This window comes from Bradyrhizobium sp. USDA 327, from assembly GCF_041262065.1.
Taxonomy (GTDB): Bacteria; Pseudomonadota; Alphaproteobacteria; order Rhizobiales; family Xanthobacteraceae; genus Bradyrhizobium; species Bradyrhizobium liaoningense.
On record NZ_JBGCCW010000001.1, the window covers coordinates 2,612,376 to 2,625,810 of the forward strand.

At 64.1% G+C, this 13,435-nt stretch carries 16 protein-coding genes; 7 read left to right on the forward strand and 9 right to left on the reverse strand.

Features of this window, described 5'->3' with window-relative positions; all coding sequences use genetic code 11:
• Nucleotides 1–20: 20 nt before the first annotated feature.
• Nucleotides 21–1,274 carry an acyl-CoA dehydrogenase family protein gene (locus ABIA42_RS11820; protein WP_370113505.1) on the reverse strand — a complete coding sequence of 418 codons (1,254 nt, stop codon included), beginning with the start codon at nt 1,272–1,274 and terminating at the stop codon, nt 21–23.
• Nucleotides 1,275–1,528: 254 nt separating this feature from the next.
• Here ABIA42_RS11820 and ABIA42_RS11825 point away from each other — a divergent pair, with 254 nt between their 5' ends.
• On the forward strand, nt 1,529–2,479 hold the full coding sequence (locus ABIA42_RS11825) for a helix-turn-helix domain-containing protein (protein ID WP_271530455.1): 951 nt from the start codon (nt 1,529–1,531) through the stop codon (nt 2,477–2,479).
• Between the two features lie 17 nt (nt 2,480–2,496).
• Here the strand turns inward: ABIA42_RS11825 and ABIA42_RS11830 are convergent, their stop codons facing one another.
• The 3 genes from ABIA42_RS11830 to ABIA42_RS11840 all read right to left on the reverse strand — a co-directional run bounded on the left by ABIA42_RS11830 (nt 2,497) and on the right by ABIA42_RS11840 (nt 5,556).
• Nucleotides 2,497–3,033 carry a flavin reductase family protein gene (locus ABIA42_RS11830; RefSeq protein WP_271530456.1) on the reverse strand — a complete coding sequence of 179 codons (537 nt, stop codon included), beginning with the start codon at nt 3,031–3,033 and terminating at the stop codon, nt 2,497–2,499.
• Nucleotides 3,030–4,448 (reverse strand): LLM class flavin-dependent oxidoreductase, encoded by a 1,419-nt coding sequence (locus ABIA42_RS11835; RefSeq protein WP_271530457.1) that lies wholly within the window; start codon nt 4,446–4,448, stop codon nt 3,030–3,032. Before ABIA42_RS11835 ends, ABIA42_RS11830 begins: the two co-directional genes overlap by 4 nt.
• 298 nt (nt 4,449–4,746) lie before the next feature.
• Complete coding sequence (locus ABIA42_RS11840; RefSeq protein WP_370113502.1) at nt 4,747–5,556, reverse strand: cobalamin-binding protein; 810 nt, start codon at nt 5,554–5,556, stop codon at nt 4,747–4,749.
• 119 nt (nt 5,557–5,675) lie between these two features.
• Here ABIA42_RS11840 and ABIA42_RS11845 point away from each other — a divergent pair, with 119 nt between their 5' ends.
• A complete protein-coding gene (locus ABIA42_RS11845; RefSeq protein ID WP_271530459.1) occupies nt 5,676–6,074 on the forward strand; it encodes a PaaI family thioesterase in 399 nt (132 codons plus the stop codon).
• A gap of 152 nt (nt 6,075–6,226) precedes the next feature.
• Nucleotides 6,227–6,832: an N-acetyltransferase family protein gene (locus tag ABIA42_RS11850; protein ID WP_370113500.1), complete on the forward strand. Its 606-nt coding sequence runs from the start codon at nt 6,227–6,229 to the stop codon at nt 6,830–6,832.
• A gap of 81 nt (nt 6,833–6,913) precedes the next feature.
• Here ABIA42_RS11850 and ABIA42_RS11855 read toward each other — a convergent pair whose 3' ends face one another.
• The 4 genes from ABIA42_RS11855 to ABIA42_RS11870 form a co-directional block, all read right to left on the reverse strand.
• Nucleotides 6,914–7,219 (reverse strand): hypothetical protein, encoded by a 306-nt coding sequence (locus ABIA42_RS11855; RefSeq protein WP_028182079.1) that lies wholly within the window; start codon nt 7,217–7,219, stop codon nt 6,914–6,916.
• Between the two features lie 94 nt (nt 7,220–7,313).
• Entirely contained in the window at nt 7,314–8,000 is a 687-nt protein-coding gene (locus ABIA42_RS11860; protein ID WP_370113498.1) for a DUF2161 domain-containing phosphodiesterase, read from the reverse strand.
• Between the two features lie 96 nt (nt 8,001–8,096).
• On the reverse strand, nt 8,097–8,777 hold the full coding sequence (locus tag ABIA42_RS11865; protein ID WP_370143774.1) for an SDR family oxidoreductase: 681 nt from the start codon (nt 8,775–8,777) through the stop codon (nt 8,097–8,099).
• Between the two features lie 23 nt (nt 8,778–8,800).
• The gene (locus tag ABIA42_RS11870) at nt 8,801–9,544 is read right to left on the reverse strand and encodes a tyrosine-protein phosphatase (RefSeq protein WP_370113496.1); all 744 of its coding nucleotides are present in this window, start codon (nt 9,542–9,544) and stop codon (nt 8,801–8,803) included.
• 70 nt (nt 9,545–9,614) lie between these two features.
• Here ABIA42_RS11870 and ABIA42_RS11875 point away from each other — a divergent pair, with 70 nt between their 5' ends.
• Nucleotides 9,615–9,926 carry an MliC family protein gene (locus tag ABIA42_RS11875; RefSeq protein WP_370113494.1) on the forward strand — a complete coding sequence of 104 codons (312 nt, stop codon included), beginning with the start codon at nt 9,615–9,617 and terminating at the stop codon, nt 9,924–9,926.
• A 111-nt stretch (nt 9,927–10,037) separates the two neighbouring features.
• On the opposite strand, the gene ABIA42_RS11880 is transcribed toward ABIA42_RS11875, so the two are convergent.
• Nucleotides 10,038–10,241 carry a DUF2735 domain-containing protein gene (locus tag ABIA42_RS11880; RefSeq protein WP_370113492.1) on the reverse strand — a complete coding sequence of 68 codons (204 nt, stop codon included), beginning with the start codon at nt 10,239–10,241 and terminating at the stop codon, nt 10,038–10,040.
• A gap of 541 nt (nt 10,242–10,782) precedes the next feature.
• On the opposite strand from ABIA42_RS11880, the gene ABIA42_RS11885 reads away from it, so the two are divergent.
• From ABIA42_RS11885 to ABIA42_RS11895, 3 genes are all read left to right on the forward strand, one after another.
• The gene (locus ABIA42_RS11885) at nt 10,783–11,817 is read left to right on the forward strand and encodes a glutamine synthetase beta-grasp domain-containing protein (protein ID WP_271530466.1); all 1,035 of its coding nucleotides are present in this window, start codon (nt 10,783–10,785) and stop codon (nt 11,815–11,817) included.
• 195 nt (nt 11,818–12,012) lie between these two features.
• Complete coding sequence (locus ABIA42_RS11890) at nt 12,013–12,714, forward strand: GrlR family regulatory protein (protein WP_370123513.1); 702 nt, start codon at nt 12,013–12,015, stop codon at nt 12,712–12,714.
• 18 nt (nt 12,715–12,732) lie between these two features.
• A complete protein-coding gene (locus ABIA42_RS11895) occupies nt 12,733–13,416 on the forward strand; it encodes a substrate-binding domain-containing protein (RefSeq protein WP_271530468.1) in 684 nt (227 codons plus the stop codon).
• The last annotated feature ends 19 nt before the right edge of the window (nt 13,417–13,435 follow it).

A 13,435-nucleotide genomic window follows, 5' to 3' on the forward strand; every position in this document is an offset into this window, starting at 1 on the left:
CGAGCGGATCCTCCCCGCATTCATGCGCCGAACGTGCCGTAAGGCGCGAAATGCGCGTCGTAGGACGGGCCCTTGATGATGCTGTGGAGCTGCCGACGGCGAGCCCCCATGTTGCCGCCGTCATAGAGCGGGAAGCACATCGCATCGTTCATGAGTTCTGCCAGCGGGTGCATGTCGGTGTAGCTGTCGACCCCGATCACGCGCATGCAGTCGTAGACGACGTCCACGCAGGTCTCCGAGCAGAACACTTTCGTCATCACGGCGAGCTCGTGCTCCTCTCCGCCCGACAGATCGTATTGATGGCAAGACTTCCAGGTCAGGTAGCGGCAGGCCTCGATCTTCATTTTGATGTCGGCCAGCATGTAGCCAACGGTCGGATAGTCGATGATGGGGTGCGGCCCGGAGCGGGCATCATTCCTGGCGAAGTCGAGGGCATGATCGAAGGCAGCTCGCATGACGCCGACGCAGGCGGCGCCGATCAGCGCAGCGGTCCAGGCGAAGTTGGTGGAGACGATCTTGATCCCGTCGCCGGGCTTGCCGATGATGTTCTCGGCGGGAACGCGGACGTTCTCGAACTTCATTCGCGGCGAGATCGTCGCCCGGTGTCCCGCCGTATCCAGAATTCCCGTCACCTGCACGCCGGGCAGGTTGCCTGGCACCATGATGACGGCTAGCGACTCCTGCGCGCCCTTGGTGGGATCGGTTCGGCACACTACTGCATACAGATGGCAGTTCTTGCCGTCCCAGCCGGTCCCATTCGTCGTGTAGTGCTTCTCGCCGTTGATCACCCATTCGTCGCCCTCGCGCCTGGCGAAAGTTTTCACGCCGTAGCGCGGATCGACGGCATCGAAGTTCGCGCCGCCCGTCACCTCGGTGAAGGCGAGCGCGCCGAGCCGGGTTCCATCCTCGATGAAGTCAGGCAGGAAGCGCTTCTTCTGCGCCTCCGTCCCGAAGAACACGATGGGTTTGACGCAGAGACCGGTCCCGAGCAGCGTGCTGGGCACGTTGACATCGACCGCGGCCAGCTCTTCGGCGGCGATGGCGAAGTCGAGTGCGGGAACGTCGGTGCCGCCAACCTCCTTGGGAAACAGTCCCTTGACGAAGCCGGCTTCGACCGCCTTCTTGTGAAACGGCCGCGTTGCATAGAAGCGCTCGTCCGGCTTGCTATACTGGCGGATCGTCGCGCGGACGTCCTTCAGCACCGTGTTGGCGAAGCTGCGCGCGCCTTCGCGAAGCGCGGCTTGCTCCGGGCTGAGCGTGAAATCAATAGGCATGGCTTCCTCCTCAAGACCTCGAGACATATCGACGCGCCGTCCCGTGGCGCGCCCTGATTGACGGGAAGAAGCCTATGTGCGTGCGCAGTAACGGTCTTGCCCGACAGCGCCCGGGCTTTGTGCTGACAGTGAACGAACTGTATTGGGCAGTCGTTCTGTCTTATCCGTTGCCGAATGTTTGTGCTGCGTGCTGGTGCTGTTCTGGCATGGAAAGTGCTTTTTCAGATACAGTGTCACTGTGTCGAGGATTTGCCATGGAGACCTGGACCACGAACGATCTGCCCGAGCGCGATCAGTTCAGCTATTGGAGAGAGGTCCTCTGCGAGGCCTATATCGCGCTCAATCCGGTGCGCGAGCCCGCGGTGGGCGGCTTTGCCGGGCATGTCACGGCCCATCCGCTTTCGACGATCAACGTCACCACCATCTCCTCCGGCCGTCAGAAGATCTATCGCGGGCGCTCCGAGATCAGCCGCATGCCGACGGAAGTCTATTTCCTCAATCTCCAGCTCCGAGGGCAATGCTGCATGCAGCAGGGCGGCCGTGCCGCGCTGCTCAATCCCGGCGAGTTCTCGATCGTGGACTCGACAGAGCCTTATCTAAACGACTACTGCAGTGACGATTGGGAGCAGTACTCGTTCCGGATTCCGCGGCATCTGCTGCGTCCGCTGCTGCGCAATCCCGACAGGGCGACGGCCACGATCGTCGCCGACAATGGCGGGATTGGTACTGTCGCCATCGATCTGCTCAAGTCGATCGTGCGCAATGTGGAGGGGCTGTCGCCGACCGGCGCAACACTGAGCAGCAGCATGGTCGAGCTCGTGGCCATATCGCTCGGTGCAACGCAGGCGACCCAGGAGATGGCGCGGGGCTCCGCGCGGCGGGCGCTATGTGCCTCCCTGGTCACTCACATCGAGACGAACGTCGCCGATCCCGAGCTGGCGCCGGCCAAGGTCGCCGACCATTTCGGCATCTCCGTGCGCTATCTGCACAAGGTCCTGGAGGAGGGCGGTCGCTCGTTCGGCCGCCTCGTCCTGGAGCAGCGCCTCGAGCGTTGCGCCAGGGATTTCGCGAAGCAGAAGGCGGATAGCGAGACGGTGACCGAGATCGCCTTGCGCTGGGGCTTCAACGACCTCTCGCATTTCAGCAGGACATTTCGCCAGCGGTTCGGAAAGACGCCGCGGGAATATCGCAGTGAGCGAGCGTGAACCGCCCCGGCGTCCTGTCAGGCAGCCCGCTCCAGCCGCCTGAATGCGCTGTCCATGTAGAGCAGGGGATCGACGTCCTGCTCGGCGATTCCGACCTGCAAGACCTCGCCCAGGAAGATGGTGTGGGTCTCGTAGGCCAGCCGCTGCACCACCTTGCAATCGAACGCGGCGAGCGCCGAAGCCAGCACGGGCGCGCCCGTGATCTGCGTCTGCCAATCGCCGGACGTGAACCGCTCTGCGCGGCGCGCTGATTTTGAAAAGACGTCGACAAGGTCGAGGTCGGCGGCGGCCAGCAAGTTGACGGCATAGACCTCGGACCGATCGATGACCTCATGCGCCGAGGCGTTCCTGTTGATGCAGACCAGCAGGGTCGGTGGCGCCGTGCTGACCGAGCTGATCGCGGTTGCAACCAGCCCGGCCCGGTGTCCGGCGGCGGCGCTCGTGATGAGTGCGACGCCGGAGGCGAATCTTCGCATACCCGACTTGAAGGCGTCGGCCCTCGACATCGCGTCGAAGGCAGGCTCGGAACGGTCCATGACAGTTTCGTTCATCATGCGCGTTCCGTCTGCCACTTGACGCCGGTGCTGCCTGCACTCTTCTCGCCGCCGCCCTTGAACGCCCCGCGATAGCGCGCGGCGGGGTGGCGGTCGTTCAGCCGGCCGCCGCTGCCGGGGAACATCTTCTCGCGCAATGTGCCCGGTGCGTATTCGCGCTGGGCAAGGCCGCGCTTCTGAAGCACCGGGATGACGTGTTCGATGAAGTCGCGATAGGAGCCCGGAAAATACTGGCAGATCATGTTGATGCCGTCGACGCCCGCATCCTGCCAGGCTTCGAGCTGGTCGGCGATGCTCTCGGGCGTGCCGACGATGCGGCTGTTGTAGGACAGCGCGTAGGCGAGGTCCTGGACGCGCGCCTTCTTGCCGGGGTTGCTGGCCTCGAACATGCTGATGAATCCGCGCAGGCCCTCGATGTTGGCCTGATCGATCGGCATGTCGCGGTCGAGCATGCCGAGGTCGATGCCCATGTCCCGGCTGATATGTGCGGCGAGCCCGTCATAGCTCACGCCCTTGTCGATCTCATCGGACTTGCGCCAGGCCTCTTCCTCGGTGCTACCCACGACGAAGGAGAAGCCCTGGATGAATTTCAGGTCCTCCGGGCGCCGCCCGTTCGCTTCCGCGACGGCGCGGGTCGCCGCGATGCCCTTGCGCGCGCCTTCGATGGTTGGATAGAGCACGAAGGTGCCTTCCGCATTGCGGGCAGCGAAGGACTGGCCCACCGGCGAGGCGCCGGCCTGGTACAGCACCGGCGTTCGCTGCGGTGAGGGGGAGCAGAGATGCGGCCCCAGCACCCTGTAGCGCTCGCCAGAATGATAGATGCGATGGATCTTGCTGGCATCGGCATAGACGCCGTTCTCCCTGTCGCCGAGCACCGCGCCTTCGTCCCACGAGCCTTCCCAGAGCTTGTAGACGACTTCCATGTACTCGTCGGCGCGGCGGTAGCGCTCGTCATGCGGGATGATCTCGTCGAAGCCGAAGTTCTGTGCGGCGTTGTGGCTGACGCTGGTGACGATGTTCCAGCCGATGCGCCCGTTGCTGAGATGATCCAGCGTCGACAGTCGGCGCGCAAAGCTGAACGGGTGCTCCGACATGATGGAGCTGGTGAAGGTAAGACCGAGATTTTCGGTGACGCCGATCAGTACCGCGGAGAGCGCAGCGGAATCGTTGCAGGGGATCTGCAAGCCTTCCCTGATGTAGGTGTCCCACGATCCCTTGTAGGCCGGATCGATGCCGACGACGTCAGCGAGGAACAGCGCATCGAAGCAGCCTTGCTCCAGGAGCTTGGTCAGCTCGATCCAGGTGCCGAGCTTGTCGAAATGCATCTGTGTGCTGTCGGGGTGGCGCCAGAGTCCGTGATAGATGTGGGAGACGACGTTCATTGAGAAGCAGTTGAGGATCAGACGATTGCGCATGGAAAGCCTCTGGGGTGCGAAGGGTTCGTCGGATCAGACGCTAGCGGAGGGCCGACGGAGCGTCTTGCTTATGTGCGCCTGGCGTTTGTGCCGGGAAGGAATAGCGGGGCAGCCGAGCATGAGGCGTTCGAGAAGAATTCTATGTGCTCGCGATGTCGAGCTTGAAGCAGCAGAACGCTTTAAACCTCTGACCGTCATCCTGAAGCGCGAGCGAGCCTCGAAGGCGACGGCGCGGCTGCATCGGGGCCGCATCCTTCGAGGCTCCCAGCACGGTGCTTCGCACCGCGCAGCTCACACCTCAGGATGACGGGGTAGACAGGCTCGAGTGCGTCCCCCACAACGCCGTCACGATTGCCTCGAGGCCGTCCGTCAGTGCCGCTGGTCCCGGCTGCAATATGATCGGCGACTTGATCTCGACGATGCGGCCGTTGCGCACGGCGGGGATGTCGCTCCAGCCATCGCGCGCACGGATACGGGCAGGGGCGACCTTCTTGCCGCACCAAGAGGCGAGGATGACGTCAGGTGCGGCCTCGCGCACCGCCTCCGTCGAAACGATGCGATCCTTTGCCGCCTGCCGATGCCGCAGTTCCGGGAAGACATCCGCGCCCCCAGCGATCTCGATCAACTCGGACACCCAGCCGATGCCAGAGATCAACGGATCGTCCCATTCCTCGAAATAGACCCTTGGTCGAGGCGAGGGGCGGGGCGTAGCTGCGATCGCCGCGGCGCGCCGCCCCAAGCCTTGCGCGAGGTCTTCCGCGTGCCCGGCGGCGCCAACCAGTGCACCCAGCGTGCGGATCATCGCCAAGATTCCGGCGACGTCGCGCTGGTTGAAGACGTGCACATCGATGCCGGCGCGGACGAGGTCGGCGACGATCCCAGCCTGGAGATCGGAGAAGGCCAGTACGAGGTCCGGTTCCAATGCCAGAATCTTCGGGATGTCCGCCGACACGAAGGCCGACACCCGAGGCTTCTCGCGCCGCACCTGCGGTGGGCGGACGGCGTAGCCGGAGACGCCGACGATGCGATTCTGCTCGCCGAGCAGATAGAGCGTTTCGACCGTCTCTTCGGTCAGGCAGACGATGCGGCGGGGCGGGAAGTGGCGCATGGGAGGAGCATATGCGCAAATGCGGGCGTCGATGTCAGCATGGCCATTACCTCGGACGTCATTGCTTTGCCGCGCGAAGCAATTCACCCTGAAAGCACAACGAATTGGGAGGAGATGTGATGACGCCGCTCGAGAAACTTAAAGCGATGAAGATGCCGTTCGCCGAGCTCAAGGGCGTCGAGTTTGTCGAGGCCGAGAAGGACCGCGTGGTGGCGCGGATGACGGTCCGGCCCGATCTCTGCACGCTTCACCACACCATCCATGGCGGGGCGGTGATGGCGCTCGCCGATTCGGTCGGCGCGGCGGCGACCGTCATCAACCTGCCCGAAGACGCCAAGGGCACGACCACGCTGGAGAGCAAGACCAATTTCATCGGTGGGGCCAAGGAGGGAACCATGGTCATCGCCACCGCCACTCCAGTTCATCGTGGCCGGCGGACCCAGATCTGGACTACCCGGTTGGAAACCGAGGAGGGCAAGCTGGTCGCTGTGGTGACCCAGACGCAGCTGGTCCTGTAAGACTACGGGAGTTTGATTTCATTAACGAATTAGTCGCTCCCGCTGCCTCTAACTTGGGCAGGTGCCCGTCTTGAAAATTATGGTGCGATGCACAATATTGGGGGCCTAGGGATTCGAACGCCTCCTCGAGGGACACCAAGAGGAGTTCTGACGTGGTACTTGAAGAGACTGTCCGCACCGCTCCCGGCTATGTACGGACCTTGATCCAGCAGGAAGAACTGCCGCTCCTGCGCGATCATCTGCTGAGGCTCGATGCCGGCAGCCGACACGACCGTTTCAACGGCTTTCTCGACGACAGCTTCATCGAGCGTTACGCCGCCCGCTGCGCCGAGGACGGCACCGTGATCGTTGCCTATATCGTCGACGGCGTGGTCCGCGGCGCGGCCGAACTGCATCCGCCGGAAGATGATTGCTTGCCCGAAGTCGCCTTCAGCGTGGAAGCGTCTGCGAGCCGCCAGGGTGTCGGCACAGTGCTGTTCCGCCGCCTGATCGCGGAGGCGCGCTGGAAAGGCTACAAGCAGCTGCGCATCACCACGGGTGCCGAGAATCACGCGATGCGGGCGCTCGCCAGGAAGTTCGGGGCGCATCTGGCTTTCCGCCAGGGCGAATCGACCGGTACGATCGACCTCGCCAAGACGCCTGAGGCTGAGCTCGCCGATCTCGCGGCCTCGCCATTTACGGCCGGGCGCGCTCTTCTCAGCTTCAACAGCACTTGCTGGAAGCTTATCTCGAGCATGTACGGCAATCGCGCCGCATAGCCTGGAAGGTAACGGACAGGAATCAAAAAGCGGACCGGCACGGCCGGTCCGCTTTCGTATTCTGGGCGGTGAAATGAACGCTCAGGTGCCGGTGCGCTTGTCGTTGCCGAAACGGCGGACGACGCGGCGCTCGACCACCACGGAGCGCTGCGCGCCCTGTTCGCCGGCGATGACGCGCGTGGCAGTGATGCGGCTGTTGGTGCGGGCCTGCTTCTTTACCTCGGCCTGAACGACGTCGAGCGGCATTCCCATCAAGGCTGCGGCGATCTCGGCCTGCTGCGCCTGATCGTCGGTGATGCCGACGGCGGCGAAGATCGCCTCGTCCAGCGTGGGCGGATCGTGGCGCACGCGCCGCGTGCCATATTTGGTGTTCCAGTCTGCGCTCATAACGGCCTCGTTTGATGCCGGGATACCTAGTGCCCTGAATGTTGCATTGCAATATGAAATCGCTGTGGCAGCTCAGCTATGCACCGTTCGGGTGTCATGGCGGTGACGCAGCACCTGCGCCGACCTCCACCCGTTGCTGAGGCCAGCGTTTCAGAGCTGCGTCTCCGGCTTCGGTGAGCCGGTAAATTCCCCGCTCAGTGCGTTCGAACCAGCCATACACATTGTTAAGCAAGATCTTGCCGGCATCGGGACAGCGTTCGCGCAGCTCGCGCACGCGCTTCGGGCCCTCGGCAAGCGCCGAGGCGCAGGCCAGTGCCTGCTGCCGATAGGCCGTCATGATCGGTGCACGGGTGCTGCCGCCGAGCACGGGATCGCCCTGGCGCCGCTGATGCTCGGCGACGAGGCGCGAGCGCACCTTCGGCTCCCGGCGTGGCGCCGCACTCGGCGGCTTCACCAGCACTTCGACCTGGCCGCGATCGGTCACCCCGAGCATGCCGAAGCCGAGACGGCGGCAGAGATTGCGATAACGCGCATCGCTCTCGCGTCCCTTGCCGCGCGTCGACATCTTCGCCGCGATCCAGACCTCGTCGCCGGCCGGCGCACGGTCGACCGCCTGCAGGATCAGCTCGAGATTGAAGACAAGCTTGAGCTCGCCGATGACCACGACCGGCGGATCGCTGGCGCTGAGACCGACGAGATCACAACCGCCGATCTCGCCCTTGACCGTGAAGCCGAGCTCTTCGAGGAAGCGTTTGACGGGCAGGTAAAGCGCGGTTTCCAAGGGAGTTCCGATCGCAGAATCAGTTGCGGCTAGTCTAGTGCCTTCTCGTCTCCGATTGAATCGAGCCGGTGTTCGGACGATCCGATCAAGACGCGATCACACCCGTCCACCTACCGGAATCAGCGCACCGGTGACGCCGCTCGCGGCGTCGCTGGCGAGGAACAGGATGACCTCGGCGAGCTCCTGCGGCGTCACCCATCTCGAGAAATCGGCCTTGGGCATGTCGGCGCGATTGGCCGCGGTGTCGATGATCGAGGGCAGTACGGCATTCACGGTGACCTTGCCTTTCCATTCGTTGGCGAGCGCCTCGGTGAGGCGATGCACGCCGGCTTTCGAGGCCGCATAGGGCCCCATGCCGTTGCCCGCCTGGAGCGCGCCCATCGCGCCGATATTGACGATGCGGCCGGACTTGGACGCGGCGAGGTGCGGCAGCGCCGCGCGCGAGGCGTTGAGCGCGGTGAGCACGTTGAGCGCATGCATGCGCTGCCACGTCTTGATGTCGCCGTCGCCGACGGTCTCGAAGGCGAAGCCGCCGGCAATGTTGATCAGCGCATCGAGGCGGCCGAAATGCTTTGCCGCCGTCTCAACGGCCGTCGTCGCCTGCGCCGGGTCGGACAGGTCGACGCCGCCGATCTCGATGCGGTCGGCGCTTGCGGGGGTTTGCGATGGCGCGTGATCGATGCCGGCCACGCGCGCGCCGCGTGCCTGCGCCGTCTCGGCGACCACCTTGCCGAGCGCACCGAGCGCGCCCGTCACGATCAGGACCTTGTCTTGCATCATCGTTCTCCCGGCACGGGGGCCTAAGATTGTAGATAGCGCTCCTTCAGCGCGGTCCGCTCTGCTGTGCCGAGCTTGAGCCCGTCGCGCAAATAGGTTTCGAGATCGCCATATTCGCTGCCGACCGCTTCGAAGGCTGCTGCCAGGTACGAGGTTTCGACGCTGCCGATCGCGTCGAGAACATCGGCCGGAAGGTCGGAGGCGTTTGAGGCGTCGCGCCTGTAGTGCCGGTTGGTCAAGAGGTAGTCCTCGGCAATGACGTCGTCGGGCACGCCCAGCGCATGCAGGATCAGCGCGCTGGCAAAGCCGGTGCGGTCCTTGCCGGCGGTGCAGTGGATCATGAGCGGCGCGCGGTCTTCCAGCAAATGGCCGAACAGCGCACGAAAGCAGTGCGTGTTGTGGCGAACATAGTTCCGGTAGGACTCGCGCATGAGCTCGAGCGCCACCGGCGCGGTGAGCATGCCCCGGGCGAGTTCGCCGCGCAGCGCGGCGACGACGGTCGGCTCGATCGGCAGCGAATGCACCGTGATCTCGTTCACGACGCAGATGCCGGCTGCGCGCTCCTCCAGGCCGCGGAAATCGAATGCGCTTCTGACGCCGAGCGCGCGTACGATCTCGACGTCGGCTGCGGTGAGCTGGCCGAGATGATTGGAGCGGAAGATGTGCCGCCAGCGCGTGATGCGGCCATCGGTGGTCGGATAGCCGCCGAGATCGCGAAAATTGCTGGCGCCTTGCAGGGCGAGATGGCGGGCAGGGGAGTCTGACATGAGATCAGCTTGGGTTATGTTCCATTGGACGCACGGCGGGCGTTCTCGAGGGCTACTAGAGGGGGCGATCATGGGCTGCCACAAGGCCATTCTTTTGGCGGTCACCATGCTGGCGGGCGGAATTTGCCACGCGCGGCAGGCTGATGCGCAGACGTTCCGGACCTATCGCTGTGCCGATGGTACACAGTTCATCGTTGGCTTTTATGATGGCGACAAGCGCGCCTTTTTGCAGATCGACGGCGAGCCCGTCACGCTCGCCAAGCGGCTGGCGGTCTCTGGCGCGCGCTATTCGGGGGCCGGTATCACGCTGGCCATCGCGAAGGCAGGGACCACCACGGTCAAGCATCTGAAGCGGCCGGTCACGGCCTGCGCGGTGATCTGAACGGCGTGGTTCAGGCAGGAATCAAAAAGGGCCGAAACACCGTTGTTTCGACCCTTTCGAACTGCCGCCAGGCGCCTGAGAGAGCAGGCGGTTTCAAACCAACCACAGGCATCAGCGATCCCATTTCGGCTTGGCTTCGTCGACCGCATCCTGGTGATACCAGCTGTCGCTGCAGATCGAGACGTTCGAGGGCAGCGAGGCGTGATCGGCGGGAAAGCGGGTCTCGCCATGGCGGCGTCCCCCGAGGGCCGCACGGCCGCCGACGGGGAATTGGTAGATCTGCGCAGATCCGTGACTCAGACCATTGTTCATCATTACGATTTCTCCTTGGTCGAAGCGCCTTTGGCCTCCATGGTGCGCCCGACTCGTTCGATTGTGGTTACCGGAATCCCCATATCGGCCGCCCTTCCCGGATTGGAAAGTGCTGAAAAGGAAATCAGTTTCCGCCCATTTTGTGGGCAGGCAGCGTTCTGCATCCCCTAAGGCACTGTGTCGGTGACTAACGCCTAGGCCATTCCAAAGGTTGCTAGGCAGGGGTGTGCAGCTTTGCGAAAGTTGCCGGACGTTGATGCGCGTTTCATCGGCACCCTCCGGCAGCGACCCGGCTGCTCCAGAATCAGGCGTTTTTCGCGGGATTTTTGCGGTGCAGCTACACGCAAAGGTGCGCGGCTATGACGCACGCGGCTGCCGGGGATGCGCCGGCAGGCAGGAGCGGCCGGTCACCGTGGAAAACCGCCCGAACTGCGGCTTTTTGGCACGTAAAATGCTTGGGAAGGGCCGGCCGATGATGGCCGGGTACAAAACGTGCGGGGGCCTCCAGGCCCCCAACCTTTCGCATCATCTACAGAGAGGCTCAATGACCAAGTACAAGCTCGAGTACATCTGGCTCGACGGATATACGCCGACTCCGAATTTGCGCGGCAAAACTCAGATCAAGGAATTCGCGTCGTTCCCGACGCTCGAGCAGCTTCCGCTCTGGGGCTTCGATGGCTCCTCCACCATGCAGGCCGAAGGCCACAGCTCCGATTGCGTGCTGAAGCCGGTCGCGGTGTTCCCGGACGGCGCGCGCACCAACGGCGTGCTGGTGATGTGCGAAGTCATGATGCCCGACGGCAAGACCCCGCATCCGTCCAACAAGCGCGCCACCATCCTGGACGACGCCGGCGCCTGGTTCGGCTTCGAGCAGGAATACTTCTTCTACAAGGACGGCCGTCCGCTCGGCTTCCCGGAATACGGCTATCCGGCGCCGCAGGGCCCGTACTACACCGGTGTCGGTTACAAGTTCGTCGGCGACGTCGCCCGCAAGATCGTCGAAGAGCATCTCGACCTCTGCCTCGCTGCCGGCATCAACCATGAAGGCATCAACGCGGAAGTCGCAAAGGGCCAGTGGGAATTCCAGATCTTCGGCAAGGGCTCCAAGAAGGCCGCTGACGAAATGTGGATGGCCCGTTACCTGATGCTGCGCCTGACCGAGAAGTACGGCATCGACATCGAATTCCACTGCAAGCCGCTCGGCGATACCGACTGGAACGGCTCGGGCATGCATGCGAACTTCTCGACCGAGTACATGCGGACGGTCGGAGGCAAGGAGTATTTCGAGGCGCTGATGGCCGCCTTCGACAAGAACCTGATGGACCACATCGCCGTCTACGGCCCGGACAACGACAAGCGTCTGACCGGCAAGCACGAGACTGCGCCGTGGAACAAGTTCAGCTACGGCGTTGCCGACCGCGGCGCGTCGATCCGCGTTCCGCACTCCTTCGTCAACAACGGCTACAAGGGCTATCTGGAAGACCGCCGTCCGAACTCGCAAGGCGACCCCTACCAGATCGCTTCGCAGATCCTGAAGACGATCGCGTCCGTGCCGACCGACAAGAAGGCCGCGGCCTAAGATCCTCCCGGCCCGGGCTGGGGGGCTGGCCCGGGTTGGTCTCAATCCGCCGGAGCTGCAAGGCTCCGGCGGATTTTTGCATTTGAATGACGGCCGTTTCCCTGTCTGCCGACTGCGGCTCCGCGAAACTTGTCCATTGCCGCCGAAAGCGGGATAGAGTGCTCCAGGATGCGCGCAGGGCCGGGGACACGGCTGGTGTTTGAAGGCTTCTACAAGGTGAGATTTCAGCTCGGCGATGCCGTCGGCCGGAGCGTGATGCATGCCGGCAACGGCAAGATGCTCGGCGGCAATTCGGCCTTCGCGCATATCGGCACCTACGTGAAGACCAGCGAGGGTGTGAACGTCGTGATCAGCACCGTCCGCCATAACCCGGATCCGAGCTACCGCGCCATGGCGGGCACGGACGATGCGACCTTGATCGCGAAGGGCTGGGCGGACGGCGATCTCTATCGCTTCAAGGGCGAGCTGAAGGAGCTGCCCGGCGTGCCCTTTCAGTCGCTGATGACGCCAATCACGGAGGACGAAGTGCCGATCGCCGGCGGCGTCGGCGAGGCCGGCATCGCCAACGGTCTCTACTCGATCCATCTGCGGATGCTTGACGGTCTCGACGGAGGCCTCACCGGCGTGATGCTGCTCAACCAGGGCCGCATCCTCGGCGGCGACGCATCGTTCCACTATCTCGGCAGCTACACCGCCGCGAAGGGCCGCTGGAAGGGCCAGATTCTCAACCAGGAGCACACGCCGGCCAAGGACGATCCGATCTTCGGCGGCCATGAGGTCGGCATCGGCTTCTCCGGCATCTACGATGCGGAGCAGGCGGTGCTCGAGGCGACAGCGCTTGCCGGCAAGCGCAGCCTGCGCCTGACCGCCGCGCTCAAGCTGATGCATCGCGCCTGATCGCGCCAGGAACCGCTCATGGAAAACGTTCGTCTGCTCTCGACGCTCGGCCTCATGGGTGCAATGCGCAGCCTGTCCTCGGCCTTCGAGACTGCAACCGGCATCCATGTCGATGCCGATTTCGCGCCGACCCTGGCGCTGCTCAAGCGGTTGCGCGAGGGCGCGGCCGCAGACCTCGTCATCCTCACCCGCGAGGGGCTCGACGAGATGATCGGCGAGGGGCGCGTGATTGCCGGCAGTGCGGCCGATCTGGCGCGGTCCTTCGTCGGCATCGCCGTGCGGGCCGGGCAGGCGCACCCCGATATCGGCAGCGAAGCGGCGCTGCGCACAACCCTGCTCGCAGCGCGGTCCGTCGCCTATTCGCGGCTGGGTGCGAGCGGCGTGTACTTCGCCGAGCTGATCGTGCGGATGGGGATCGCGGCCGAGATCAACGCCAGGGCCACCATCGTCGAGCAGGGATTTACGGCGGAGCGGCTCGTGACCGGCGAGGCCGACCTCGCCGTGCAGCAGATCAGCGAGCTGAAGCAGGTTGGCGGCATCGAGGTCGTCGGCCCGATCCCGCACGATTTGCAGACGCCGGCCGTGTTCTCCGCCGGCCGCATGACGAACGCGAAACATGACGACGCCGCCGACCGGCTGCTGCGCTATCTGGCATCGCCTGATGTCGTGCCCGTGCTGCGCCAATCAGGACTCGAGCCTTGAATTTGCCGGGACGGGGACG

Excerpts from the sequence above, each read along its gene's own strand:
- ABIA42_RS11820 (WP_370113505.1), bottom strand. The coding sequence starts at position 1,274 with ATGCCTATTGATTTCACGCTCAGCCCGGAGCAAGCCGCGCTTCGCGAA.
- ABIA42_RS11825 (WP_271530455.1), top strand. The coding sequence starts at position 1,529 with ATGGAGACCTGGACCACGAACGATCTGCCCGAGCGCGATCAGTTCAGC.
- ABIA42_RS11830 (WP_271530456.1), bottom strand. The coding sequence starts at position 3,033 with ATGATGAACGAAACTGTCATGGACCGTTCCGAGCCTGCCTTCGACGCG.
- ABIA42_RS11835 (WP_271530457.1), bottom strand. The coding sequence starts at position 4,448 with ATGCGCAATCGTCTGATCCTCAACTGCTTCTCAATGAACGTCGTCTCC.
- ABIA42_RS11840 (WP_370113502.1), bottom strand. The coding sequence starts at position 5,556 with ATGCGCCACTTCCCGCCCCGCCGCATCGTCTGCCTGACCGAAGAGACG.
- ABIA42_RS11845 (WP_271530459.1), top strand. The coding sequence starts at position 5,676 with ATGACGCCGCTCGAGAAACTTAAAGCGATGAAGATGCCGTTCGCCGAG.
- ABIA42_RS11855 (WP_028182079.1), bottom strand. The coding sequence starts at position 7,219 with ATGAGCGCAGACTGGAACACCAAATATGGCACGCGGCGCGTGCGCCAC.
- ABIA42_RS11865 (WP_370143774.1), bottom strand. The coding sequence starts at position 8,777 with ATGCAAGACAAGGTCCTGATCGTGACGGGCGCGCTCGGTGCGCTCGGC.
- ABIA42_RS11870 (WP_370113496.1), bottom strand. The coding sequence starts at position 9,544 with ATGTCAGACTCCCCTGCCCGCCATCTCGCCCTGCAAGGCGCCAGCAAT.
- ABIA42_RS11875 (WP_370113494.1), top strand. The coding sequence starts at position 9,615 with ATGGGCTGCCACAAGGCCATTCTTTTGGCGGTCACCATGCTGGCGGGC.
- ABIA42_RS11880 (WP_370113492.1), bottom strand. The coding sequence starts at position 10,241 with ATGATGAACAATGGTCTGAGTCACGGATCTGCGCAGATCTACCAATTC.
- ABIA42_RS11885 (WP_271530466.1), top strand. The coding sequence starts at position 10,783 with ATGACCAAGTACAAGCTCGAGTACATCTGGCTCGACGGATATACGCCG.
- ABIA42_RS11895 (WP_271530468.1), top strand. The coding sequence starts at position 12,733 with ATGGAAAACGTTCGTCTGCTCTCGACGCTCGGCCTCATGGGTGCAATG.